The organism is Nocardia sp. CDC159, from assembly GCF_023740735.1.
Lineage (GTDB): Bacteria > Actinomycetota > Actinomycetes > Mycobacteriales > Mycobacteriaceae > Nocardia > Nocardia pulmonis.
The window spans coordinates 438,888-461,238 of record NZ_JAMRXH010000004.1; the positions used below are offsets into that span (position 1 = coordinate 438,888).

Below are 22,351 nucleotides of genomic sequence, written 5' to 3' on the forward strand. Positions count from 1 at the left end.
TGCCTTTCTTGCTCAGTTCGAATGGGCCGCGGCCGCGCGGCGCAACCCGGCGAGGACCTCGTCGGTGCTCTGGCCCGGACGTTCGGCGTGCCTGCGGATGTCGACCGGTGTCTCGGAAAAGCGCAGGGGATTGGCGATCATCCGGATCCGGCCCTCGGTGGGGTGCTCGGCCTCGACGATCAGGCCCCGCTCCTGGACATAGGGGTCGTCGGGCAGCTCCGCGATATCGACGACGACGCCGTAGGGAATGTCGTTGGCCTGCAGATAGGCCTCCCATTCGGCCGTGGTCTTCGTCGCCGAATGTTCGAAGACCGCCCGCAGTCCGGCCACGAAGGTCGCGGTGTCGATCTCGGTGCTGTCCCAGCGCGGGTCGGCCGCGAGATCGTCGCATCCCGCGCCGATGAGCAGGCGTTTGATGTCGTGATAGGTGTAGGCGACCGCGGCGATCGCGCCGTCCTTGGTGCGCATCGCGGCGTGCTCGCCGATCAGGCTCAGCGGGTTGCCCGCCGGGGCGGTCGCCGGCCGGTAGGTGGTGCCTGCCAGATGTTCCACCGCGGTCCAGGAGATGAGCGCATCGGCCATCGGCAGCTCGATGCGCTGGCCCGTGCCGGTCGCGCGGCGGTGGTACAGCGCGGCCACCACGCCGATGGCCAGATACAGCGAGGCCACCTTGTCCCCGACGAAGGTCGGCAGGTACTGCAGCGTGCCGTGGGCGCGTTCCTGCAGATTCACCAGGCCGCTCACGGCCTGGATCACCTCGTCGTAGGCCGGGCGGGCGCCGCGCGAGGATGCCGAATGGAAGCCCTGGGCGTGCGCGTAGATCAGCGTCGGGAACCGCTCGTGGATCTGCTCGTAGTCCAGGCCGAGCCGGGTCAGCGCCTGCAGGCGCATATTGGTGACGAAGACGTCGGCGGTCTCGAGCAATTCCTCGAGCGTGGCGCGATCGTCGTCGCTCTTCAAATTCAATGCGATACTGCGCTTGTTTCTGTTGACATTCAGGAAAAGCGGAGCCATACCCGAGGTGCGGCCGATATCGCCCGGGGAATAACGGGCGTTGTCGTACGGCGGCTCGATTCTGATCACATCCGCGCCCAGATCGCCGAGGAGCTGAGTTGCGAACGGGCCCATGACAACCGTCGAGAGGTCGACGATCCTTACACCGGCGAGCGGGCCGGTGGGCGCGCCGCCGAAATTCAGGGCGGCGGAGTTCTGGGCGAGATCGAGATCTGCGGCAGGCATTGCGTGAGCTCTTTCATCCGATCCGACTTTTCCGCTCCCGACATTAGGCAGGACCCGCCCTCGAAGGAATGACCGTTTTTATCGGCAACGGTATGACCACAGCGATAACACCGCCCGGCGTGGTTAATATGCCAGGCATGGAGATCCGGCACCTGCGCTACTTTCTCGCCGTCGCCCGCGAGCTGAACTTCACCAAGGCGGCCGAGACGCTGCGCATGTCGGTGCCGCCGCTCAGTCAGCGGATCAAGGCGCTGGAGAAGGAGCTGGGCAGGCCCCTGTTCGACCGGTCCACCCACCACACCCGGCTGACCCCCGCGGGCGAGGCGCTGCTGCCGGTGGCCACTCGGCTCGTCGCCGAGTTCGACGCGCTGCCGTCGGTGGTCCGCATGCCGGCGGCCGTGACTCGCGTCCGGATCGCCATTCCCGACGCGCTCAATCCGCGCCATCGCACCCAGATCGCCGCGGTGATCCGCGAACTCGGACCCGAGCATCGCGTCGAGGTGCGTCAGATGCCGTCGCTGAGCATGGAGGCGGAGTTGCTGGCGCGGAACACCGATATCGTCTTCTCGCATGTGCCCGCCGTGCACAGCGCGCTGAACACCACGCTGCTCTACACCGAGTCGCTGGCGGCGGTGCTCGACGCGAGCCACTTTCCGGATCGAAAGTCGTTGCGGCTGGCGGATTTACGCGGTTTCACGCATCTGCTGGGCCCCAAGCACTGGGAGCTGTCGCAGCTCAATCGGCACAATCTGGTCGATTTGGGCATCATCACCGATTCGGCGCTGCGCTTCTCCGACAGTGGCGGTATGCATCTGCTGCTGGCGAACGAGAAGCGGTTCGTGATCGTGCCCCTCGAATCGGATCTCGCGTGCGAGGCCGAGCGCCGCGGATTCGCGGTGTTGCCGTTCACCGGCGTCGAGCTGAGCCTGACCACCTATCTCGTGCGCCGTTCGGAGGACACGTCGCTGAGCCCGATCGTCGACGCCTTTCTCACCGTGTCGGGGGAGTGAGGCGGGTGTGCGCGCTGGCGTGAGCCTCGTCGCATTCGCCGCACCCGGTGTTCGGCGCGCACAGCAGCATCAGGGGATCGGCCCGCAGGCGGGGGACGACGGTGTCGATGAGATCGCGGGCGGCGAACAGCCTCGCGTGTGCGGTGCCGATTGTTCCCTCGCGCTGGGCGTTTCGTTGGCGCAGCCAGTGGTCGGCGATCACGAAACCTCGGCAGCAGTGGTTGGGTTCTTCGATGGTGACGGTGCGGCCGTCCGCGGTGGTCGCGGTGTCGGTGGAGCGGTATGGCACCTCGGCCAGATCCTCCGCGAGGTGCATCGTGGTGTTCTCGCTGTGCCCGACGCCGAGCAGCAGCACCGAGCCGTTCAGCTCGTAGGCTCGGCCGACGGGACTGTCCAATCCGTGTGGCGGTGACAATGGTTGTGGCGCGGTCAGTTTCGATGCGTGGCGTCCGGCTGCCGCGAAGGTGGAGGTCGGATGATCGCCGCGCAGCACGCCCGGTAGCCGCCAAAACGTCTCGGCCACAATGCCCATGCCGTCGGTGGGTGTTCGGGCCGGATCGTACGGCTGCGTGCCGCCGCCCGTCATGGACGGCATGACGAGTGTGCCCCGCTCGCCGAGGACGGCGCGCAGCGCATCGATCAGCCCGTGCGGTCCGCCCTCGACCGGTCCGACCGCACGGAAGGAGATGTGCACGATCAGCACGGCCCCGGCCGCCACGCCCAGCGTTCGAAGCTGCCGCTCGAGTTCGTCGCGTGAGATCATCCGCCCAAGCAACCACAGGATTTGTTCGGCGGCATCTGTTTTCCGGTCGGTTCGGCGCCCCGAACACCCCGCGCAACCGGGGCCCGTTGCGTTTGCTCGACGTATGCTTGCCGTTTCCAGTATTGTAATATGCACTGCCACAACGGGATTGGCGATCTTGGCGGCTCGACGCTAGGGTGCTGCAGCGACCCCGACGCAGCTGGCGTCGGCTTGATCCAAGGAGAAAAAGTTGTTCTGTGCGGTGGCTACTCGATTCGGGCGAGGGGCGGTGTCGTCGACATCGGCCAGGCTGGCCACGGCGCTGTTCGCGGTTGCCGCGCTGACGGGCATCGGTGCGCAACCGGTCGCCGCCGATCCGGTGGCGGACGCGATACCGGCCGGGGTGGAGGCCAGTTTCCTGGTCTTCGATCGCGCGACCGGCGACTCGGGTGTGCAGTTCGGCGCGCACAAGCAGTACCGGTCCGCCTCGGTGGTCAAACTGCTGATCGCGCTGGACTATCTGGAATCGCACGATCCGCAGTCCATACCCGCCGACGACCTGGCTCGGCTGCAGGCGATGCTGCGCTCCAGCGACGACGACGCCGCGAGCTATCTGTGGGTCGTGGGCGGATGGGACGAGATCGTGAAGCGGACGGCCGCGAAGCTCGGCCTCGCCGATACCGCGCCGCCCGCCTCGCGCGGCATGTGGGGCTACACCGCCATCAGCGCCGCGGATGTGGTGACCGTCTACCGCTACATTCTCGACAAGGCCAATCCCGCGGTGCGCCAGTTCATCATGAGCAACCTGCACGAGGCGACGAAATGCGCCCAGGACGGGTTCGATCAGTACTTCGGCATCCCGCGCGCCTTCGACCGGCCGTGGGCGGTGAAACAGGGCTGGTCCGGCTTCGGCGACGCCCCCGACGGGGCCTGCACCCCGGAAGCCCCGTCGCCGCGCATTCCCCACGACGTGATCCGCAGATCCACCGACGGACCGTTCACCCTGAGCCCCGACGGCATCGTCGAGTCCGCCCCCACTCGCCGCTCCGCCCCGGGCGACGCCCCCGCGATCGACCTGAAGAAGCGGGCCATGCACACCACCGGCACCGTCGGCATACAGGACAAGAAGATCGTCGTCGTCCTGACCCTCGAACCGACGGACACCAGCTGGGAGGTCTCGGCCCAGCGAATCACCCTGCTGACCAAGGCCGTCGGCCACGCCGCCCCGGACGCGCGGTCCGGAACGGGCAACCGTTAGGTCACGGGCCGGCGGTGACCGGTTGGGAGGGGTCGGCCGAGTTGGCCACGGCGTAGTCGGCCGACCCCTCGCCCGAGGTGACCGCGGGACAGGAGGAGCCCCGCGCCTTCCACGCCCCGGGAGCGGCCGAACGTCGGTGTGGCCGTTCGGGCAAGATCGTTGTGGTGGTGACGCAGAAGGAGCGCATGCTGCGCGGGGAGCTCTATCGGGACAGCGATCCGGAACTGGTTGCGGAGCGTCGTGCCTGTCAGGAGCTGTTGGACCGGTTCAACGCAACCCGGTCGGGTGAGGATGCCGAACGTCGCGAGGTCCTCGAGAAGCTGCTCGGCGCGATCGGCGAGGGCTCGTGGATCATGCCGCGGTTCCAATGCGACTACGGCTATCTGATCAGGTTGGGCCGCAACAGTTTTCTGAACTACGACGCGATCGTGATGGACTGCGCCCCGGTGATCATCGGCGACGACGTATCCATCGGGCCGCGGGTCCAGCTGCTGACGGCCCTGCATCCGATGGATGACCATGAGCTGCGCCGCCAGCGTTGGGAGACGGCAGCGCCCATCACCATCGGCGACAACGTGTGGATGGGCGGTGGGGTCATCGTCTGCCCCGGCGTCACGATCGGCGCGAACACCGTTGTCGGTGCGGGGAGCGTGGTCACGAAGAACCTACCGGAGCGGGTGTTCGCCGCGGGCAATCCGTGCCGGATCATCCGACATCTATAGCGGAAATCTCTAGCGGTCGGTGGTATTCCGGCGGATCAAGTATCGAACAGCTGAATGTGGACGAAGCGGCTCGACGGGTCCCGCTCGTCCACTATGACGATCCGATTGACCGACTTCCCGTCCGGGCGCCGAAAGACATCCTCACCCTGCAGGATCGACGGCGAGGTCTCGAATGGTGGACCCGCGACGGTGGTCTCGGCCACCCGGAAAACCGCGGAGGCCGCCGACGCGGTGCTGGACCTGACGGGAGGCGACCTCAACGAGGAACTACTGCGGGTGCGCGACACGGTCTTTCGGGTCACCGGTGCACCGGCGCGACCGTTTCGCCGATGGGTGGAGGAGAATGCCGCGGCCTTCGGCGCGGCGTCGATGGACTAGGCGTTCGCGGCGGCCCGCTCGTAACGAGTTTCCACGAACTGGGTCCAGGTGCCGTCCGCGCCGAGCATTTGGGAGCGCAGCACCCAGTGGTCGTCGTCGACCAGTTCGATGATGTCCTGGTAGCGGGCAGTCCTGTTCTCCTCCGTCATGGAGGGGCCCTCGCAGTCGAGGGTCAGGACGTTGCCGGTGGCGTCGCGGGTGCCCTCGTAGACGAACATGTGGGGGCTCATCGAGCCGATCCAGGTGCCGATGTATTTCTCCTGGCGCGGGTCGTAGGTAAGGGTGAGGCTCCACCGCGAGAGCGTCCCGTCCTGACCCAGACCCTGGCCCTCGGACCGGATCCAGAAGTCGCCGAAGGATTCGACGCCCTCGGTTCCGGTGAAGGGCTCCGATTGCTCCATCCGGCTTTCGAAGGTCCACTCGCCGATGAGCCGGTGCAACCACTCGTGCTCCGCCTGCGGCTTGGCCTCTTGCATGTCGTCCTCCCGAGCGCTGAAACATTGAATGCCTTGCCGGTGTTCATCTTCCAACGCCGGGACGGCACGCGGACGGAAATGCCGGGATGATCTAGCAGGTCAGAGCTCGTCCGAATAGTCGGCGGTGAACCAGCGGTCGGGACGGATGGTGAACAGCACGCTGGCGCTGCCGTCGATGCGTTCGGCGAAGGCGCGGCCCTGCTCGGGACCGAGATAGCGGGCGGCGATGGCGGCGCGGACCTCGAAAGGTGAGGGAGTGGTGGCATCGACGACGGTGCCCTCGACGATGACGTACTGATAGGGCAGCTCCTCCCGGTGCACCGCCAGGGTGACCGCACCCGCCTCGCGGATGAGCCGGGCCTTGCGGCGTTGCGCGCCGGTGTTGACGCGGATGTTTCCGCCGGGCTCGTAGTCGTACCAGATCGGGACGCTCGCCGGCGGGCGGCCGTCGTCGGCGGCGACGGACAGGATGCCCACATGCTTGTCGGCGAGGAATTTCTGGCGCTCGTCCTCGGTGAAAGGTCTCGGCATGCAGGGCGCAACACCGGTGGCTACGGGAGATATTCCGACCGTGGCAGACTGGCCGGAGATTCGTCGAGACGAAAGGCGGTAGTCGATGGTGCAGACGACGCGGATCGTGCTCGCCGCGCGGCCGAGCGGAATGCCGACCGAGGAGAATTTCCGGACCGAGACCGTCGAACTCGACGGTCCGGGAGCGGGGGAGGCGCTGCTGGAAACCCGCTATCTGTCGCTGGACCCGTACATGCGCGGGCGAATGAGCGATGCGCCTTCCTATGCGCCGCCGGTGCAGATCGGGCAGACCATGGTCGGCGCGACGGTGTCGCGGGTGCTGGAATCGAACGACGACGCGGTGAAACCCGGCGACGTCGTGCTGGGGTATGGCGGGTGGCAGAGCCACTCGGTGGAAAAGGTGAGGCACCTGCGGCGGCTGGACCCCGCGGTCGCGCCGGTCACCACCGCGCTCGGCGTGCTCGGAATGCCCGGATTCACGGCCTACTCCGGATTGCTGACCATCGGTCGTCCGCGGCCGGGTGAGACCCTGGTCGTCGCCGCGGCCACCGGACCGGTCGGCTCGGCCGTCGGGCAGCTCGGCAAGATCAAGGGCGCGCGCACGGTCGGTATCGCGGGCGGGCCGAAAAAGGTCGCGCTGCTGAAGGATCGGTTCGGCTTCGATGTCGCGCTCGACCATCGTGCCGAGGATTTCGCCGAGCAGCTCGCCGACGCTACCCCGGACGGCATCGACGTCTACTTCGAGAATGTCGGCGGTGCGGTCTTCGACGCCGTGCTGCCCCGCCTCAATCCGTTCGCCCGAATTCCGGTGTGCGGCTTGATCGCCGGTTACAACGCCACCGAACCGCCGCCCGGCCCCGACCGTTTGGGCCTGCTCATGTCGACGATCCTGCGCAAGAGCCTGACCGTGCGCGGTTTCATCCAGACCGAATTCGTCGCCGACCAATACCCGGACTTCCTGTCGGAGATGGGCGGCTGGGTGCACGACGGCCGCGTGCGATACCTCGAGGACATCGTCGAGGGCCTGGACCACGCCGTCGAGGCGTTCCAGGGCCTGCTGACCGGCAAGAACCTCGGCAAGCTGATCGTCAAGGTCGCCGACTGACCTGGGTCACCCGCCACAGCCGACGGGGCAGCTCCCCCTCCTCGAAGGGATGGACCTCCCGCAGGTCCCAGCCCTCGGCCAGGTCGTCGACGAGCGCCCGGGAGAAGAAGTGCACGGCGAAGCCGCCGTGTTCGAAGATGTCGTCGCCCAGCGCCACGCCGGTGCCGTAGTGCGCGTCGCCGGTGTGGCGGACGGTGTAGACCAGGGTGCCGCCCGGTCGCAGCACGCGCCGGATCTCGCCCATCAGATCCCGGATCTGGGTGGTGGACAACGCCATACACAGCAGCATGTGGGCGAACACCGCGTCGATGCTGCCGTCCGGCAGTGGAATCGGTTCGCGCACATCGTGTTCCAGGGCGGCCACCCGATCGCCGAGCCCCCGGGCCATCGCGCCCGCGCGCAGCTGTTCCAGTGCGACGGAGCTGAAATCGGTTGCGGTGACGTGGAATCCGGAGTCGGCAAGATACAGCGCATCGCGCCCGTGGCCGCTGCCCAGTTCGAGCACTCGCCGCGCACCCGCCACCCGGAACACCGCCGCGGCGTGCCGCGCCGCCGCCGACGGCTGCGCACCGTACATCCCCGGATGGTCCCGGTAGGTCAGTTCCCAGTGCGCGTGCTGATCGCCCATGTCCACAATCCCGTTCCGCATTCGCTGTGCTCGCGACCAAACCGTCGTGCCCACCTTGCGCGTACCGACCATGGCGGCGCACCGGCCACCGGGTCATTCTGGAGGATACGAGAGACGATTCTGGCGATCGTCTCGCACTGCCATCGAGGGAGCTGGCGCGATGACCGAATGGAATCGTATCGATCGCGGTACGGGCCGACCGCTGGTGCTGCTGCACGGGGCGGGCGGCACGGCGCGCAACTGGTTGCCGGTCATCGACCGCCTTGCCGAGCATCGACGCGTAATCGCCTTGGATTTCCCGGGTTTCGGCCGCACGCCCTTCCCCGACGACCCCGAGTTCACGATGGACTGGGTGATGGATCAGCTGGCCGCGGAGTTCGCCCGGCTCGGGCTCGACGGTCCGGTGGATCTGGCGGGGAATTCGATGGGCGGGTGGTTCGCGCTGGAAGCCGCCAAGCGGGGCATGGCGGCCTCGGTGGTGGCCATCGCGCCCGCGGGGCTGTGGCGCGGCGCGGGCATGCCGGGGCTGCTGTACGCGCAGTTTCAGACCGCGCTGCTGTTCGGGCTGTGCACCCGCGGCGTCGGGGGTCTGGCGCTGCATCTCGCGCCCGTCCGGCTGGCCGGGCTGGCGCTGGTGGCCGCGCATCCCGAACGCATTCCCAAGCGCGCCGGAATCGGCATGATTCGCGATCTGGACCGTTCGCACCGGGCGCTGCGGCTGGCCGTACACCATGCCCGCTCGCTGCGCTTCGAGGGCGGCCGGGAGCTGGAGGTCCCCATCACCGTGGCGTTCGGCACCCGCGATCTGATGCTGTTACCCGCCGTGAGCCAGTGCCGCGATCAGCTTCCGGCCCACACCCGCTGGATCACGCTGCCGGGCTGCGGTCACGTGCCCATGTCGGACGAGCCGGAATTGGTCGCCCGCGTCATCCTCGACGGCAGCTCCGTCGGCGAGCGGGTACGCGAGATCGGCGCGTAGCGATTCGACCGCAACTATCCGGGTAGTGCCGTCCTGGGTGGGTGTCGCCTGCCCGGAGGTCCTTTCGGAGGTGTTCGATGACGGTCGATGTCCAACCGGTGACCCTCGCGCTGCCGCGACCGCGCGGTGAGCTGTCCGCCGCGGTCGTGGCGCTGTTGCGCGGGGAAACCGATCGGCTGGAGGTGTCCCCGGCACCGGCGGATCCATACGGCGAGGACCTGCAGCTGGCCCTGCACACCTGCTACGAGCTGCACTACCAGGGCTTCACCGGGGTGGACCCGGAGCTGGAATGGGATCCGCGACTGCTGAGCTGGCGTGCCGGTCTGGAAAACCGGTTCCTGGCGGCGCTGCGCGCGGACGTCGCGGGCGGGACCGACCTCGACGCCGAACTGGAGCAACTGCTCGTCGAACCGGTCGAGGCCACCGGCATCGGCGCGTTCCTGCGCGCGGAGGGCGAGTGGTGGCATATGCGCGAATATTTCGCCCACCGCTCGATCTATCACCTCAAGGAGGCCGACCCGTACGCCTGGGCCATCCCGCGACTGCGCGGTCAGGCCAAGGCCGCGCTGGTCGCGGTCGAATTCGACGAGTTCGGCGGCGGGCGCGGCGACCGGGTGCACGCCCAGCTGTTCGCCGATCTGCTCGACGGCGCGGGCCTGAACTCGGGGTATCTGCACTATCTGGACGTCGTGCCCGCGCCCATGCTGGCCCTGGTGAACATGATGTCGCTGTTCGGCCTGCACCGGCGTTGGCGCGGCGCCCTCGTCGGGCACTTCGCGACGGTGGAGATCACCTCCCCGCCGGCGGCCCGGCGGATGGCCGAGGCGCTGACCCGGCTCGCGGCCGATCCGGCCTGCGTGTTCTTCTACACCGAGCACGTCGAGGCCGACGCCGTCCACGAACAGGTCATGCGCCGCGACGTGATCGCGGACCTGATCGCCCGCGAACCCGACCTCACCGAGTCGGTGGTGCTTGGCATCCAGGTCACCAATCTGCTGGAGAGCCGCATCGAGCGGCATGTGCTGCAGGACAGCTGGCGTGCCGGTCGTAGCTCCCTACTGGCACCGGGATTGCAGTCGCAGGGATAACTTCCGGCATTCCGGTTATCCGGGCGATGTGATCATCTTTCGCCCACCCGGCGTCTATCGACCACAGGCGGACACCGAACTGCTGATTCGGGCCATGCGGACCGCGCCCGTCCCGCGCGACGGCACGGTGCTCGAGGTCTGCACCGGCACCGGAGCCGTCGCGATCGCGGCCGCCCGGGCGGGTGCCCGGCGGGTGGTGGCCGTGGACCTCGCGCGCCGGGCGGTGTTCGCCGCCCGCTGCAACGCCCGGCTCAACCGCGCCCGAATCGAGTTGCGGCGCGGCGATTTCGCCGACGTGGTGACCGAGGACGGCTTCGATATGGTGCTGGCCAACCCACCCTATGTGCCCTCGCCGCACGGATTGCCCGCCGCGGGCCCCGAACTGGCCTGGGACGCCGGGGCCGACGGCCGGATCGTGCTGGACCGGCTGTGCCTGATGATGCCGCGCCTGCTCCGTCGCCGGGGCGTGGGGATGATCGTGCACTCCGATATCTGCGATCCCGACCTGACGCTGAACCTGCTGCGCGCGAGCGGACTCAAGGCCGCGGTCGTGGCCCGGGCGACGGTCCCGTTCGGGCCGGTGCTGCGCGGCCGGGCCCGCTGGCTGGAGGCGGCCGGGCTGATCGAGCCCGGGCGCCGACACGAGGAATTGGTGGTGATCCGTGCCGACCGAACCCAGGCGTGAGCGCCGTCGCGTCGTCGTCACCAAGAACGGCCCCGCGCTGATCGAGGGACCGGTGGAACTGGTGAGCGACGACGGGACCGTCGTCGTCTCCGACCGCTTCGTGGTCGCCCTGTGTCAGTGCCGCCGCTCCAAGACCTTCCCGCTGTGCGACACCAGCCACCGCAAACGTCGCCGACCCGACTGACACCCACTCGTGAGGTGTCTAAACTGACTCGGTTGGTGTGGGGAAGTCTAGGCTGGACAACGAACGGCTTATGCCCTGGCGCTAGGGAGCACATGGAGAGCACGCAGGTTCCGCAGCCGGTCTACCGGCAGGCTCGCTTCACCGATCTCGACGACATCGCGGCCATCGAGGACGAGGTCTTCGGCGAACCGTACAGGTACCTCATGCTGCGGCAACTGTTCGATCTGCACGGATCCGATTGGCTGGTCGCCGAACTGGGCGGCGCGGTGATCGGCTACGCGTTGACGCTGGAGAAGGGCGGGCGGGCGCTGCTGTTCACCTTCGCGGTGGCCAAACAGTTCCAATGCCGTGGCTACGGTCGGGCATTGCTCGAGCACACCCTCGAACGCAGCCGGGCGATCGGCGCCGAGGTCGAGTACCTGACCGTGCGACCGGACAATCTGCCCGCCTCCAACCTGTTCAAGCAGGCCGGTTTCGTCTTCGTGGCGCACGACGAGCGGTACTTCGGTCCCGGCGAGCCGCGCGACCTGTACGAATATCGCCTGCACCCGTAGCCGATTCGAAGTACCGCACGCCCATGGCCGAGCTCTCCCCGTTCGTGGCCTCGGTCAGCACGCGCATCGCCCGCCGCGCGGCCGATTACGCCGCCGAGATCGATCGCGGCGGACATCCCGAACGGGACCTGCTCGACATCTTCAACACCCATGTGGAAGCCGTACTGGCCGAATACAATCCGCCGGGCGTGCGGCGCGCCGTCGAGGGTTTGGTGTTCGATCACCTGTACACGGCCGCGCGGCATCCGGCGCGCGACGAGGAGGGCTGGCGGGTGCCCAGCGCACTGCTCGCCGCGCTGGTGGCGGCCGAGGTGGAGTTCCGTGGACCGTTGCGGCTCAGCGCGATTCAGAGCACCGTGCTGGCCGAGGTGTACGAGCGGCTCGGTCCTCGGCTCTCGCGCGCCAAGCTGCCATCGCACGCCGTGCTGTGCTATCGCCGCGCGATGGCGCTGTACCGGATGAACGAGGATGTGGACGGGGAGGACCGGTGCGGACTGGAATTGGCGCGCGCCCGCACCCGCACCCATCCGCGCGGGCCGCGGCGCTGGGCCGGGCATATCTCGGATGTGCTGTGCGGGTACGGATATCGGCCGTTCTGGCTGCTCGGCTGGGTCGCCGCGCAGCTGGTGATCTTCACCGCGACCGGACTGCTGCTGGCGGGCAACGCCTCCACGGCCGAGACCGTCTACATGTGCGTGACCAGCTTCCTGAATCCGCTGGGCCCCGGCGACACCCAGAATCTGCATGCCGCGGCCCGGCCGCTGTTCGCGGTGGAGTCGTGGGCCGGGACGGTATCGATGTCGGTGTTCTTCGCGCTGCTGGTGCGCAAGTGGTTCCGAATGTGATCACCATTCGGTGTCGAACGCCTTGTGCCGCAACGCGTCCAGCATCGCCACCGAGACGTTGTCGCGCAGCCGATCGGTGAGCGTGCTCCACTGCCGGGAGAAGCCGGGCTCGGTCTGGATCTCCTTCCACAGCGCGCGCAGTGACGGCGGGGTATGCGCCCCGGGCATCCACAGACCGGTGATGTGCTGCAGCAGCGGGGCCAGGATGTCCAGGCGTTCGCGACTGGACGCGGCGAATCGGTCGGCCTCCTCGAAGGCGGCGGCGGTGATGGTCAGCAGCCAGTCGTGCGCGGCCAGATCTTCGCAGAACCGTTGCGCCGCGGCCAGATGCGCCTCCTCGCGCACGGTGACCCGCACCGACCGGGTGACGTCGTCGTCCACGTGGAACCGCACCGTCTGACCCGCCCGGCGGCCGATGCGCGCGGTCCAGCGCAGCCGCGTCGTACCCGCCTGCATCGGCGGCGCCTGATCCAGCCGCGCGTCGGCGCGGATGCGGGCCAGCAGCCGTTCGCTGATCGAGGCCAGGTCCAGGGTGCCCGGGCGCTGACCGTCGGCGAGATAGCCCTCGGCCAGGGCGATTTCGGTGGCCTCGCGATCGGAAATGCGGTTGATCACCTCGGTCACCCCCTTCTGGCTGAGGTAGTGCGACCAGGTCTGGCGGCGGCGCTCGGCCGCGCGCACCACCTGGGTGTGGGCCGAGGACTGCAGCACCCGGCCGCCCACCAGCGTCACCCGCGTCGCCACCGTGCCGACGATTCGCGCCGCGCCCGCGTCCAGCGGCAGGTCGCAATCGACCCCGACCGCGCTGGTCGGCGAAATCGCCAGCGTCCCAGGCCGTTCCCGCCACCGCACCGCCCGGCCCGGCATCAGCGTCAGCAATTCGCGCGCCTCGTCGCGGCTCAGCGCGGCGGCCGAGGGCAACAGACAGGTACGCACCTCGCCGAGCACGACCAGGGGCGTGGCGGACACCATGGCTAGGATCCATCCAGTAACAGATGCGACAGTCGTTCGGAAACTCTGCGCGGCACCGCGAACGGCGCCTCGTCCTGGGCGCCCTGGGCGATGATCCCGTCGACCACATCGTCGTCGAGGTCCAGATGATCGAGGATGACCCGCACGGCGTGCTCGATCGCGATATAGCGCTTGGGCAGCATCGACAGCGTCTGATACGCCGCGAACGGCGGCGCGTCCGGATCGAGCCGCACCACCGGCGGCACGTCGTGCCAGCGCCGCGGCCACGGATCATCCGGCCGCCACGGATACGGATCCACCACGGCCGCACCGTGATAGCGCAGCATGCCCAGCCGCAGCAGATGCCACACCGCGGCCAGGAACGGGCACGACCAGCGGGTCACGCTCTGCCCGTCGATCATATGCGTGCTCCACAGCTGCACGTCCAGGAAGATCGAGTGCTCGCGGCGGCCGAACTCCTCGGGCGGCTGGAACTCGATGCCGTGCATCGCCTGTGCGGGTTCGTATTCGGAGGAGCGGCGGCCGTTGCACAGCCAGCCCGATTCGGCGGTGGGCGGGCGGCTGCCGGTGTCCGGCGGCGCGGGTTCGGCGACGATGCGCGCGGCCACCAGCTCGGCCACCGGGATCGGCTCGCCCAGCGGCACCCCGTCGGCGAAGCCCGAACTGCGCCAGCAGCCTGATTCGCGGGCCAGATAGTCGATGCCGAGTCCGGCCGCGTCGGCCGCGGCCAGCAGCCGGGCGATGGTCTCGGCGGCATCGGTGTCGGGCTGGAAGTAGTCGTCGAGCAGGTAGCAGGTGCTGACCCGGGCGTTGCGTCCGAACCGCAGGCGTGCCGATTCGACGAAGGCCGTCACCAGCGGAACCATCCGGCGGAACTCCGATTTCAGATGTTCCGGATCGCCCAGGATGTCGTTGAGGTAGAAGTGCCCGACCTCGATGGACAGATGCGACATCGGCACCGGCTCGATCCACGGCTGCTCGGTGGACTCGGTGTAGGTCTGCGTCGGACGCATCAGAGCCTTTCCCAGGTGGCATTGTCGACCAGGCGCCGGGCCAGTTCCGCATAGGCCGCCGCGGTCTCCTCGTTGGCGATCTTGGCGTTGACATCGGTGTCGAGCACGACCTGCTCGCGCCACTGCAGGACCGGCTCGATGGGGGTTTCGCCCAGCACCGCGGTCGCGCCGAGGTGGTTGGCCGAGGCCAGCCGGGTGAGCGCGGCGTTCTGCTCCTGCAGCCAGGCGGCCTGGGCGGGACGTTCGGCGGTGCGATAGGAATCGGCGGCGGCCCGGGCCGTGCGCACATAGCGGATCGAGCCGAGCAGCTCCTCCCGGTTGTGCCCGCACGCGCTGCCGGTGTCGAGCAGCCCGTGCGGACCGCGCACCAGCCCCGCGGCGGCCAGGATGTGCTGGCGGGTCCAGCGGTGGAAGATGAGCCAGCGCACGGTGCGCCGACGCAGCTGCGGCATGGCGGTGGCCCGCAGCGCGATCTCGAGCGCGGCGGAGCGGCCCGCGCTGAGATCGACCACGACCACCTTGAACTCCTGTTCCAGCGCCACCAGCAGTTCGGTGCAGCGCTGCACCACGGCGTTGTCGAGGGAGAGGAATTCCGCGCCGCCCTCGTCGCCGGGCAGCAGCACCAGCCGACCCGCGCGCGACCCGATGCGCCGCAGCTCGATGCGATCGGTCGCCGAGCCGACGTCCACCCGGGCCGCGGTTCCACTGCGGCCCAGCAGATATCGGTGCACCCCGCCCGGCTTCCGATCCTTGGGCACGCCGCGCTCGACGGCGCTGATCTCGAAAAGCGCGCCCGCGGTGGGCGATCCGAAGTCGAAGTCGACGTAGGCGACATTGCGCCCGCCCAGGCACAGCCGGTAGGCGATATTGCAGCTGGTCACCGAGCGACCGGTGCCGCCCTTGTCGGATGTGGCGAAGACCAGCACTACAGCGCCCCCATCCGTTGCGCGTCCTGGCGGGCGTAGGCCAGCTCGTCGAGCTGCACCAGGGCCTGGGTGGCGAGGCTGAACGCGGTGCCCGGCCGCTCGCCCAACTGGGCGCGGGCGCGGTCGAGCGATTGCGCGATCCGGTTCAGCGTCACCCATTTCGGGGACAGATAGTCGTCGCTGACCAGCAGTCGCTCCTGGTTGTGCAGATGTTCGGCCTCACTGAGCAGTTCGACCGCGCGCTGGATCATCGACTGCGGGGCCAGCGGGGGCTGGCGGAAGGTGTCGTAGGCGACCACGAGGCATTCCATGATGCGCTCGGTCATGAACCAGGACGGCTGCTCGGCGGCCATCCCGGCCGGGCCGAGCACGCCGCTGGTGTCGTCCCACAGGCCCGCGGCCGGGCCGTGCCGCAGCATGCGCCGGTCCAGATGCTCCATGGCCGATTCGGCCAGGGCCATCAGCTGGTCGCGGGTGGCGACGTCGGTGCGCAGCCGCGCGGCCTGCAGGGTGCGCTTGAGCAGCATCGTCACGAAATCCGGGACGTACCAGAGCAGTTGCGGCCCACCCGCGATCTCCTCGCTGCCCGCCAGCCGCAGCCGCACGCCCGGATGGTGCAGGGTCGCCGCCGGATCGTGGGCGGTCAACCGGCTGATCACGCGGCCGCGTCGGGCCAGCTGGTCGAATACCGCGACCGTGCGGGCCAGATCGTCGGTGCTCTCGCGCACCACCAGATCCTGAATCAGCATGGCCGCCACGGCCAGGCTGAAGTAGTCGGACTCCTCGCCGTCGGAGGTGCGCCAGGGGATGTCCTCCAAAGGCCAACGGCCGGTGCCGAAGCGGGCGACCGTCGACCAGTACTTCTCGGTGAGCTCGAGGCGCAGCTGCAGCGCGTCGGCCAGATAGCGCTGGGTCTCGTCGAGCAGGTCCAGCTCCCGAATGCGCTGGGAGGTCAGATCCCTGATGCCGTCCAGGGCGACCGCGGTGAAATACAGATACGGGCGGGACTCGGCGTGCCCGGCGGTCTCGGCGACGTGGCTGTGCACCATCTCGATCGGTTCGGCCTTGCGGAAAACGCCCCAGCTCCAACCGCATTCGAACAGTCGCAGATCGTCGGCCACATCGACCTCGCCCGCCTGGGCCAGCCGCACCTCGTTGGCGGCCTGTACGCGCAGTCGTTCCAGCCGCGCCGACAGCCCCGCGATCATCTCCTCGGCGGGCAGGCCGCCCTGATTGATCATGTGCAGGATGGCCTGTCCGGCATCGGATTTCGGCTCGGGGGTGTGGATGACGAAACTGCGCACCAGTCCGGTCATGGCGGCGGTCAACCGGGTGCGGATCAGTTTCTCGACGGCGTCGATGCGCGGTTCGAGTTCCCTTGCCTCGCGGCGCACCTCGCCGGAGACGAAGCGACGGAACCCGCGCAGGAAGCGCAGCGCGGCGATGCACAGGCTCAGCGACATCGAATACGCGTCGACGACCTCGACGCCCAGCTGGGCCTCGGTGGGTTCGGCGTCGTCCTCGGCGCGCAGATAGCCGCGCGCACCGAAGTCCGGCTCACCGTCCGGGCCGGTGTAGCGGTCCAGATACTCCTCGATCAGCCCGACCAGGACGCCGCCGATGCGGGTGCGTTCCCCGAAGGGGGCCAGCGCCAGTTCCACATCGGTGGCCATATCGTCGGGGCGGTCCAGCGCGAACGCCTCGATCTCGGTGGCCGGGTACAGCAGACACAGCAGCTGCTCGGCGTCACTGATGGAATTGGAGCCGTCGCGGCCGCCCCAATTCCAGCCATTCTCGCGGTAGCAGCAGTCCAACAGGGCCCGCCACAGGTCCAACAACTGCTGCCGTGGCCGAATCCTCATTGTTCATTCCTCGCCCCCGCATTCGGCGCTCGCCGAATGTCGACACCTAAAGTGTGCCCCCAGTGTGCCCGCTGGGCCAGCAAGTTTACGATCTCGGAGCCTAGCAGGCCGGGCGCACCGCGCCTCGGCCTTGCCGAGAACATCGGAATTACATCGACCCGAGAATGCAATTACATCTGTTGCTTACATTTCGGGCGCGCGAAACGCGAACATTTGGCCACGGTTCGCGAATATTCGGCCAGGGTTGCGAAAATGATGGGCGCGGTTGCGAAGTTTGCGCCAACCGCGCCCGCGGATCACCACCAGCCCAGGATCGGTCGCAGGCGGCGGTCCAGCTCCGGTGCGAGCGTACGAGAGTAGCTCGCGGTGAGATGGTGCTCGTCGTGGTAGACCAGCACATTGCCGATCACCACCGGACACACCTCGCGATCGCAAAAGGCATCGCTGAGGTCGAGCGGGAAGACGTTGGGGAACGCTGCCGCGGGCGCGGCGGCCGGGTCGACCGGCGCGAGCGCGTCGGCGCGGCGCATACCGCAGCCGACCGGGGTGCCGCCGTCGGCCAGGCAGTCGATGCCGCGATAACGAATGCCGTTGCGCCGCAACCACGGAGTGTCGCGCACGGCGATCACGTTGAGCCCGCGCTGGGACAGCGCCGACCACACGTCGACATAATCGGCCGGGGTCTCGTCCCCGCCGCCGTCGGCGGGCCGGGTGGCCGTGGTGAACACCCAGTCCGGCCGTTCCTCGGCGAGCAGATCGATGACCTCTCGGGACCAGTCCCGGCAGTCCGGATTCGGCTCGCCCTTGTAGCTGACCTCCTCGGCGAGGGTCAGCGGGCAGCCCATCTTCAGATGCACCAGCAGGCGGAAGTGATGCCGTTCGGCGAGCACCTGCAGTGCGGGCATCCAGTGTTCGGCATGGGAATTGCCGACCACGGCGAGCGTGCGACCGGCGGCGGCGTCACCGTAGACACAGGTGACCACCGAGCGGGTGTTCCAGTCGGCGATGCAGCCGTCGCGGGTGGGTGCGGGCAGTTCGGCCCGGGCGTCGTAGACCGACGGGCGCACCGGGGCCTCCAGGGGCGCCACGCCGTCGGTGAGCGCCTGCGCGCCGGGATAGCGCAGCGGGTCCAGATCGACCACGGGGCGTGGGGGATTGGCCTGCAGCACCGCGTGCCAGGCGACGACCGAGCCGATGATGGTGATGCCGGTGGTCGTGATCAGCACGCCGACCGTGCGCCGATAGCGCATCGCGGCGCGGCGGATGACGAGCTCGCGCAGCGGTTGTTCCACCAGTCGATGGGTGAGCAGGGCCAGCGCGAGCGAGACCGCGAGCACCCCGACGCCGGTGGACAGTCCGGCCCGCGGGGCGCCCGCCTCGGCGAGGACGAAGACCAGAATCGGCCAGTGCCAGAGATACAGGGCATAGGCGAGCTCGCCGAGCGCCACCGGCACCGGCGCCGCGAGCAGCCGATTGGGCAGCGGCAGCCGCCGCGGATCCACATTGGCCCCGGCCACGATCAGGGCGGCCGCCGCGCCGACCGGCAGCAGCGCCGCGGGCCCGGGGAACCGATGCACCCCGTCGACGAGCCAGCCGCACAGCAGCACGCCCGCCAGCCCCGCCGCCGCGAGCAGCGCGCGCAGCGCCCGCGACGGCGACAGATGCGGAACGATCAGCGCCAGCCCCGCACCTGCCAGCAATTCCCAAGCGCGCGCGGCACTGTCGTAGTAGTTCCAGCCCTGCTGCGCCGAAACGCCGTGGGCGGCATAGCCGAACGAGGTCGCCGCACCCGCGACGATCAGCGCGGCGAGCAGCGGCCGAATCGCGCTGGGCTGGCGCAGCATTCGGCACAGCCCCGCCGTGGCCGCGATCGCCAGCAGCGCGGCCAGATAGAACTGCCCCTGCACCGACATCGACCACAGGTGCTGCAGCGGGCTCACCGACGGATCGGCCGCCAAATAGTCCGACCAGGTCAGCGCCAGCTGCCAGTTCTGGTAGTACAGCAGCGAGGCCAGGGTCTGCTGGGCCAGATCGGCCCACTGGGTCACCGGGCGCAGCAGCAGCGTCGCGGCCGCGACCGCCGCCAGCACCACCACCATGGCGGGCAGCAGTCGCCGTGCCAGCCGCCGCAGCCTGGTCGCGACCCCGACGGACTCGACCCGCCGCAGCAGCGATCCGGTGAAGAAGAAGCCCGACAGCACCAGGAATACGTCCACGCCCCCGGACACCCGCCCGACCCAGATGTGGAACACCACGACCAGCGCGATGGCGATGCCGCGCAACCCGTCCAGATCGCGACGGTGGCCGCCGGTCCGCGCGCCGGCGGCGGTCTCGATCGTCGTCGTTGCGGTCACCATCGCGGCGGCGTCACACGGCGACCGTGGCACGAATCGGCGACCGGCAGGTGAACGACGAGTTGATGCGGCACGTCATTTCTTTATCACGCAGCCGGTGATTCCGGCCCGTCGACGCCCCGTATCCCCCCAACTCCCGGATCCGAGCCGTCGTGCCGGTAAATTCACCGATCGGCTGCGCAGAGACCGCTGTGGGGCCTAAAGTTGTTGACCGACAACGACGTTGGCATCGAATTCGCGATGACGTACCCCGTCGAGGAAGGCGTCGAGCTCGTCCTGGTCGAAGACGAGCTCGACATCGGGCACGGGTTGCGTTGTGGCAGCACGGAACACATACATACCGTCGGCGCGGCGGGTGACCGTCAGCGGGGCGGCCTCCACCCGGTTCTCCCGCACGCTGGCCTGATAGGCGTCGAACTGTTCGTCGGTGAACAGCAGCAGCTCACCGGCGGGCAGCACGGTGACAGGGGTGATGCGATCGGTGGCGCGCTTGTCGTCCCAAACCGCGGTCCAGCCGTCCTTGCGCGCGACGCGCACGCAGTTCTGGTTGGGTGAGCTGGCACGTGCCTTGCGGAACTCGCCCGCGGTGAAGGTCGGTAGCAGCGTCATTGATGTTGCCTTTCTACGGAGTAAAGCCCAGGCGCGCGGGAACGGACGCCCACGCGCCTGCGTGTCGCCTATGGCTTGTAGCCGACGGCGGCGAAATTACACGGCCGTGCCGGATCCTGGGAATCCACCGATTCAGTGGGCCGCCAGTCGGGCGCGTGCACCAGGCCGGGTTCGACCAGCTCGAAACCGTCGAAGAAGGCGGCGAATTCGTCGCGGGTGCGGTAGGTCCCCGGGTCCGAGGTCTGTTTGTACAGCTCGCGCAGGGCTCGTATCCGCTCCTTGACCTCCGGGGCGGCGTCGTCGATCGAACCGTGACTCATCGCCACATAGCTTCCGGCGGGTAGCCGGTCGCGCAACTGCGCCATGAGCTCATACGGGCGATCGCTGTCGGGCACGAACGGCCAGACGCTGACAATGAGCAGACCCAGCGGCCGGTCGAAGTCGATGAGGCGACGGGTATCGGGATGTCCGAGGATCAGATCGGGACAGCGCAGATCGGCCTCGATCACGGCGGTGGTGTCGAGTGCGTGCTGCTGCTCGAGCAGTTCGTGCGAGCGGGCCACCGCCTCCAGATCGTTGTCGACGTAGACCACCCGCGCCTCCGGCGCGATCTCGCGGGCGACCTCGTGGGTGTTGCCGACCGTGGGTAAGCCCGAGCCGATGTCGAGGAACTGCCGAATGCCCTGGGAGACCATGAATGTGGTGGCGCGCTGCAGGAAACCACGGTTGTGGTGCGCCCAGACGTCGGCATACGGGAAGATCTGGAAGATCTTTTCGCCGAACATCCGGTCGACGTCGAAGACCGCCTCGCCGGACAGGTAGTAGTGATACATGCGCGCGGCCGACGGGCGGCTCGCGTCGATCTCGCGCGACTGGAAGTCGTTGCTCATGTCCCCTGACCCCTTTTTCGTTGTGTGCCGAACGGGTGTGAGATCACCCGGCGGTGAACGTCTTGCGGCGAATCGCGCGCGCGACGTGTTCGATGAAGGCCCGCGAGTCCTCGGCGCTGAGCGCCGCGGCCGACAGCCGCGACCACACCGTCTCGCGAGCGGTGACGGCCGGTTTGTCGTCGATGTAGCGGATATCGCCCTGACTCTCCACGATGGCCATGTCCAGATCGCCCGCCGCGCCGGGCGAGGGCACCCGCACCAGCGTGAACCGGTCCTCCATGCCCGCGCCGTGGGTGGTGACGGTGAACGGCAGCACCTGGATCATGATGTTGCCGCGCCGGGAGAGGGTGAGTAGATGCTGGAGCTGTTCGAGCATGACCGCCCGGCCGCCGTACTCGCGGCGCAGGCAGGATTCGGACAGGATCGCGCGGAACTGCGGCGGCGACGGCTTGGTGAGGATCTCCTGGCGGGCCAGCCGCGCCCGCACCGAATCCTCCACGGCCTGTTCGGCCTCGGGATCGTCGGGATGTTCGGGCTCGTGCAGGGCGCGGATATAGGACTCGCACTGCAGCAGGCCGGGCATGATCTCGGCCTCGGTGACGCGCAGCAGGCTGGCGTAGTCCTCCAGATCGACCAGCAGGCGCAGATCCTCGAGGTAGGCGCGCCGGTAACCGGTGTTCCAGAAGCCCCGCCTGTGGTTGTCGCGGCGCAGCTCCTCGAGGGTCTCGAGGTAGCCGGGATCGGTGAAACCGAGCTGGGTGGCCAGGCGCTCGAGATCGCCGACGGTGATCGAGCTCGCGCCGTTGACCAGCATGGCGATCCGGCTCTGACTGGTATCGATGATCTTGGCGGCCTCGCTCTGACTGACGCCGGCGGCGGTGATCATATGTTCGATCTCGCGGCCTAACAAAAGTTTTCGCGCCGTGCGCAGTCGCGTACCCATGGTGAGCGGCGGACCCCCTTCCGGCCGGTGCGCCTGAATCCCCTTCTGCCCCAACCTCTTTCGCTCGCGTGATAATCACGCTAGCATTTATCACGTCCAGAATATCACAATTTCAGATGTGCGACGGGTCGGGCGGGGACCTCAGGGCGTCTGGTGGGAGGGGAGTCGGAATGGCGACTACCACGCAAATGTGTTCTGCGCCTTGCCTTTTGGGCGGCGTGAAACATTGTGACGGGGCGGACGGCCCGCTGACCGAGGCGGAGGCGCGCCGAATTCTCGTTGCGGAGCACGCCTTCTCGTGTCCGCGCTGGCTGGCGGCAGTGGCCTATCTGTCCGCCGGACTCGACGACGATTGACC

The 22,351-nt window shown here is 68.5% G+C and carries 25 protein-coding genes; 12 read left to right on the forward strand and 13 right to left on the reverse strand.

What is annotated here, in order from left to right:
* Positions 1 to 12: 12 nt before the first annotated feature.
* On the reverse strand, positions 13 to 1,239 hold the full coding sequence (locus NDR87_RS12065) for a CaiB/BaiF CoA-transferase family protein (RefSeq protein WP_251911689.1): 1,227 nt from the start codon (positions 1,237 to 1,239) through the stop codon (positions 13 to 15).
* 137 nt (positions 1,240 to 1,376) lie between these two features.
* On the opposite strand from NDR87_RS12065, the gene NDR87_RS12075 reads away from it, so the two are divergent.
* The gene (locus NDR87_RS12075) at positions 1,377 to 2,249 is read left to right on the forward strand and encodes a LysR family transcriptional regulator (RefSeq protein WP_286013365.1); all 873 of its coding nucleotides are present in this window, start codon (positions 1,377 to 1,379) and stop codon (positions 2,247 to 2,249) included.
* Here NDR87_RS12075 and NDR87_RS12080 read toward each other — a convergent pair.
* A complete protein-coding gene (locus NDR87_RS12080; protein WP_251911691.1) occupies positions 2,230 to 3,012 on the reverse strand; it encodes an AAC(3) family N-acetyltransferase in 783 nt (260 codons plus the stop codon). The two genes, NDR87_RS12075 and NDR87_RS12080, sit on opposite strands and share 20 nt — an antisense overlap.
* Positions 3,013 to 3,280: 268 nt before the next feature.
* On the opposite strand from NDR87_RS12080, the gene NDR87_RS12085 reads away from it, so the two are divergent.
* The 3 genes from NDR87_RS12085 (at position 3,281) to NDR87_RS12095 (ending at position 5,349) form a co-directional block, all read left to right on the forward strand.
* On the forward strand, positions 3,281 to 4,249 hold the full coding sequence (locus NDR87_RS12085; protein WP_251911693.1) for a class A beta-lactamase-related serine hydrolase: 969 nt from the start codon (positions 3,281 to 3,283) through the stop codon (positions 4,247 to 4,249).
* Positions 4,250 to 4,434: 185 nt separating this feature from the next.
* The gene (locus NDR87_RS12090) at positions 4,435 to 4,971 is read left to right on the forward strand and encodes a sugar O-acetyltransferase (RefSeq protein ID WP_286013451.1); all 537 of its coding nucleotides are present in this window, start codon (positions 4,435 to 4,437) and stop codon (positions 4,969 to 4,971) included.
* 189 nt (positions 4,972 to 5,160) lie between these two features.
* Positions 5,161 to 5,349, forward strand: a complete 189-nt coding sequence (locus tag NDR87_RS12095; RefSeq protein ID WP_251911695.1) for a hypothetical protein — start codon at positions 5,161 to 5,163, stop codon at positions 5,347 to 5,349.
* Here NDR87_RS12095 and NDR87_RS12100 read toward each other — a convergent pair.
* Both NDR87_RS12100 and NDR87_RS12105 read right to left on the reverse strand, forming a co-directional pair.
* The gene (locus NDR87_RS12100; RefSeq protein WP_251911697.1) at positions 5,346 to 5,825 is read right to left on the reverse strand and encodes a DUF1579 domain-containing protein; all 480 of its coding nucleotides are present in this window, start codon (positions 5,823 to 5,825) and stop codon (positions 5,346 to 5,348) included. The two genes, NDR87_RS12095 and NDR87_RS12100, sit on opposite strands and share 4 nt — an antisense overlap.
* 99 nt (positions 5,826 to 5,924) lie before the next feature.
* The gene (locus NDR87_RS12105) at positions 5,925 to 6,356 is read right to left on the reverse strand and encodes a pyridoxamine 5'-phosphate oxidase family protein (protein WP_251911699.1); all 432 of its coding nucleotides are present in this window, start codon (positions 6,354 to 6,356) and stop codon (positions 5,925 to 5,927) included.
* Between the two features lie 85 nt (positions 6,357 to 6,441).
* Here NDR87_RS12105 and NDR87_RS12110 point away from each other — a divergent pair, with 85 nt between their 5' ends.
* Positions 6,442 to 7,461 carry an NADP-dependent oxidoreductase gene (locus tag NDR87_RS12110; RefSeq protein WP_251911700.1) on the forward strand — a complete coding sequence of 340 codons (1,020 nt, stop codon included), beginning with the start codon at positions 6,442 to 6,444 and terminating at the stop codon, positions 7,459 to 7,461.
* Here the strand turns inward: NDR87_RS12110 and NDR87_RS12115 are convergent.
* Positions 7,445 to 8,089, reverse strand: coding sequence for a class I SAM-dependent methyltransferase (locus tag NDR87_RS12115; RefSeq protein WP_251911702.1), 645 nt, complete (start codon positions 8,087 to 8,089; stop codon positions 7,445 to 7,447). The genes NDR87_RS12110 and NDR87_RS12115 overlap by 17 nt on opposite strands.
* A gap of 160 nt (positions 8,090 to 8,249) precedes the next feature.
* Here NDR87_RS12115 and NDR87_RS12120 point away from each other — a divergent pair, with 160 nt between their 5' ends.
* The 6 genes from NDR87_RS12120 to NDR87_RS12145 all read left to right on the forward strand — a co-directional run bounded on the left by NDR87_RS12120 (position 8,250) and on the right by NDR87_RS12145 (position 12,424).
* On the forward strand, positions 8,250 to 9,068 hold the full coding sequence (locus NDR87_RS12120) for an alpha/beta fold hydrolase (protein ID WP_251911704.1): 819 nt from the start codon (positions 8,250 to 8,252) through the stop codon (positions 9,066 to 9,068).
* Positions 9,069 to 9,145: 77 nt separating this feature from the next.
* Complete coding sequence (locus NDR87_RS12125) at positions 9,146 to 10,156, forward strand: iron-containing redox enzyme family protein (protein WP_251911706.1); 1,011 nt, start codon at positions 9,146 to 9,148, stop codon at positions 10,154 to 10,156.
* A 28-nt stretch (positions 10,157 to 10,184) separates the two neighbouring features.
* Positions 10,185 to 10,841 carry a HemK2/MTQ2 family protein methyltransferase gene (locus NDR87_RS12130; protein WP_251911708.1) on the forward strand — a complete coding sequence of 219 codons (657 nt, stop codon included), beginning with the start codon at positions 10,185 to 10,187 and terminating at the stop codon, positions 10,839 to 10,841.
* Positions 10,819 to 11,025 carry a CDGSH iron-sulfur domain-containing protein gene (locus NDR87_RS12135; RefSeq protein WP_251911709.1) on the forward strand — a complete coding sequence of 69 codons (207 nt, stop codon included), beginning with the start codon at positions 10,819 to 10,821 and terminating at the stop codon, positions 11,023 to 11,025. The genes NDR87_RS12130 and NDR87_RS12135 overlap by 23 nt, the downstream gene beginning before the upstream one ends.
* A 92-nt stretch (positions 11,026 to 11,117) precedes the next feature.
* Positions 11,118 to 11,579 carry a GNAT family N-acetyltransferase gene (locus tag NDR87_RS12140; RefSeq protein ID WP_251911710.1) on the forward strand — a complete coding sequence of 154 codons (462 nt, stop codon included), beginning with the start codon at positions 11,118 to 11,120 and terminating at the stop codon, positions 11,577 to 11,579.
* A gap of 23 nt (positions 11,580 to 11,602) precedes the next feature.
* On the forward strand, positions 11,603 to 12,424 hold the full coding sequence (locus NDR87_RS12145; protein ID WP_251911711.1) for a hypothetical protein: 822 nt from the start codon (positions 11,603 to 11,605) through the stop codon (positions 12,422 to 12,424).
* On the opposite strand, the gene NDR87_RS12150 is transcribed toward NDR87_RS12145, so the two are convergent.
* The 8 genes from NDR87_RS12150 to NDR87_RS12185 all read right to left on the reverse strand — a co-directional run bounded on the left by NDR87_RS12150 (position 12,425) and on the right by NDR87_RS12185 (position 21,936).
* Positions 12,425 to 13,396 carry an SCO2521 family protein gene (locus tag NDR87_RS12150; protein WP_251911713.1) on the reverse strand — a complete coding sequence of 324 codons (972 nt, stop codon included), beginning with the start codon at positions 13,394 to 13,396 and terminating at the stop codon, positions 12,425 to 12,427.
* A gap of 2 nt (positions 13,397 to 13,398) precedes the next feature.
* Positions 13,399 to 14,409, reverse strand: coding sequence for an SCO2522 family protein (locus NDR87_RS12155; RefSeq protein WP_251911715.1), 1,011 nt, complete (start codon positions 14,407 to 14,409; stop codon positions 13,399 to 13,401).
* Positions 14,409 to 15,335 carry an SCO2523 family variant P-loop protein gene (locus NDR87_RS12160; RefSeq protein WP_251911716.1) on the reverse strand — a complete coding sequence of 309 codons (927 nt, stop codon included), beginning with the start codon at positions 15,333 to 15,335 and terminating at the stop codon, positions 14,409 to 14,411. The genes NDR87_RS12155 and NDR87_RS12160 overlap by 1 nt, the downstream gene beginning before the upstream one ends.
* On the reverse strand, positions 15,335 to 17,197 hold the full coding sequence (locus tag NDR87_RS12165) for an SCO2524 family protein (protein ID WP_251911718.1): 1,863 nt from the start codon (positions 17,195 to 17,197) through the stop codon (positions 15,335 to 15,337). The genes NDR87_RS12160 and NDR87_RS12165 overlap by 1 nt, the downstream gene beginning before the upstream one ends.
* A gap of 296 nt (positions 17,198 to 17,493) precedes the next feature.
* On the reverse strand, positions 17,494 to 19,554 hold the full coding sequence (locus NDR87_RS12170; protein ID WP_251911719.1) for an acyltransferase family protein: 2,061 nt from the start codon (positions 19,552 to 19,554) through the stop codon (positions 17,494 to 17,496).
* Between the two features lie 195 nt (positions 19,555 to 19,749).
* The gene (locus NDR87_RS12175) at positions 19,750 to 20,160 is read right to left on the reverse strand and encodes a hypothetical protein (protein ID WP_251911720.1); all 411 of its coding nucleotides are present in this window, start codon (positions 20,158 to 20,160) and stop codon (positions 19,750 to 19,752) included.
* Positions 20,161 to 20,228: 68 nt separating this feature from the next.
* On the reverse strand, positions 20,229 to 21,050 hold the full coding sequence (locus NDR87_RS12180) for an SAM-dependent methyltransferase (RefSeq protein ID WP_251911722.1): 822 nt from the start codon (positions 21,048 to 21,050) through the stop codon (positions 20,229 to 20,231).
* Positions 21,051 to 21,093: 43 nt separating this feature from the next.
* A complete protein-coding gene (locus NDR87_RS12185; protein WP_251911723.1) occupies positions 21,094 to 21,936 on the reverse strand; it encodes a helix-turn-helix transcriptional regulator in 843 nt (280 codons plus the stop codon).
* Between the two features lie 275 nt (positions 21,937 to 22,211).
* On the opposite strand from NDR87_RS12185, the gene NDR87_RS12190 reads away from it, so the two are divergent.
* Complete coding sequence (locus NDR87_RS12190; protein WP_251911725.1) at positions 22,212 to 22,349, forward strand: hypothetical protein; 138 nt, start codon at positions 22,212 to 22,214, stop codon at positions 22,347 to 22,349.
* Positions 22,350 to 22,351: the final 2 nt, after the last annotated feature.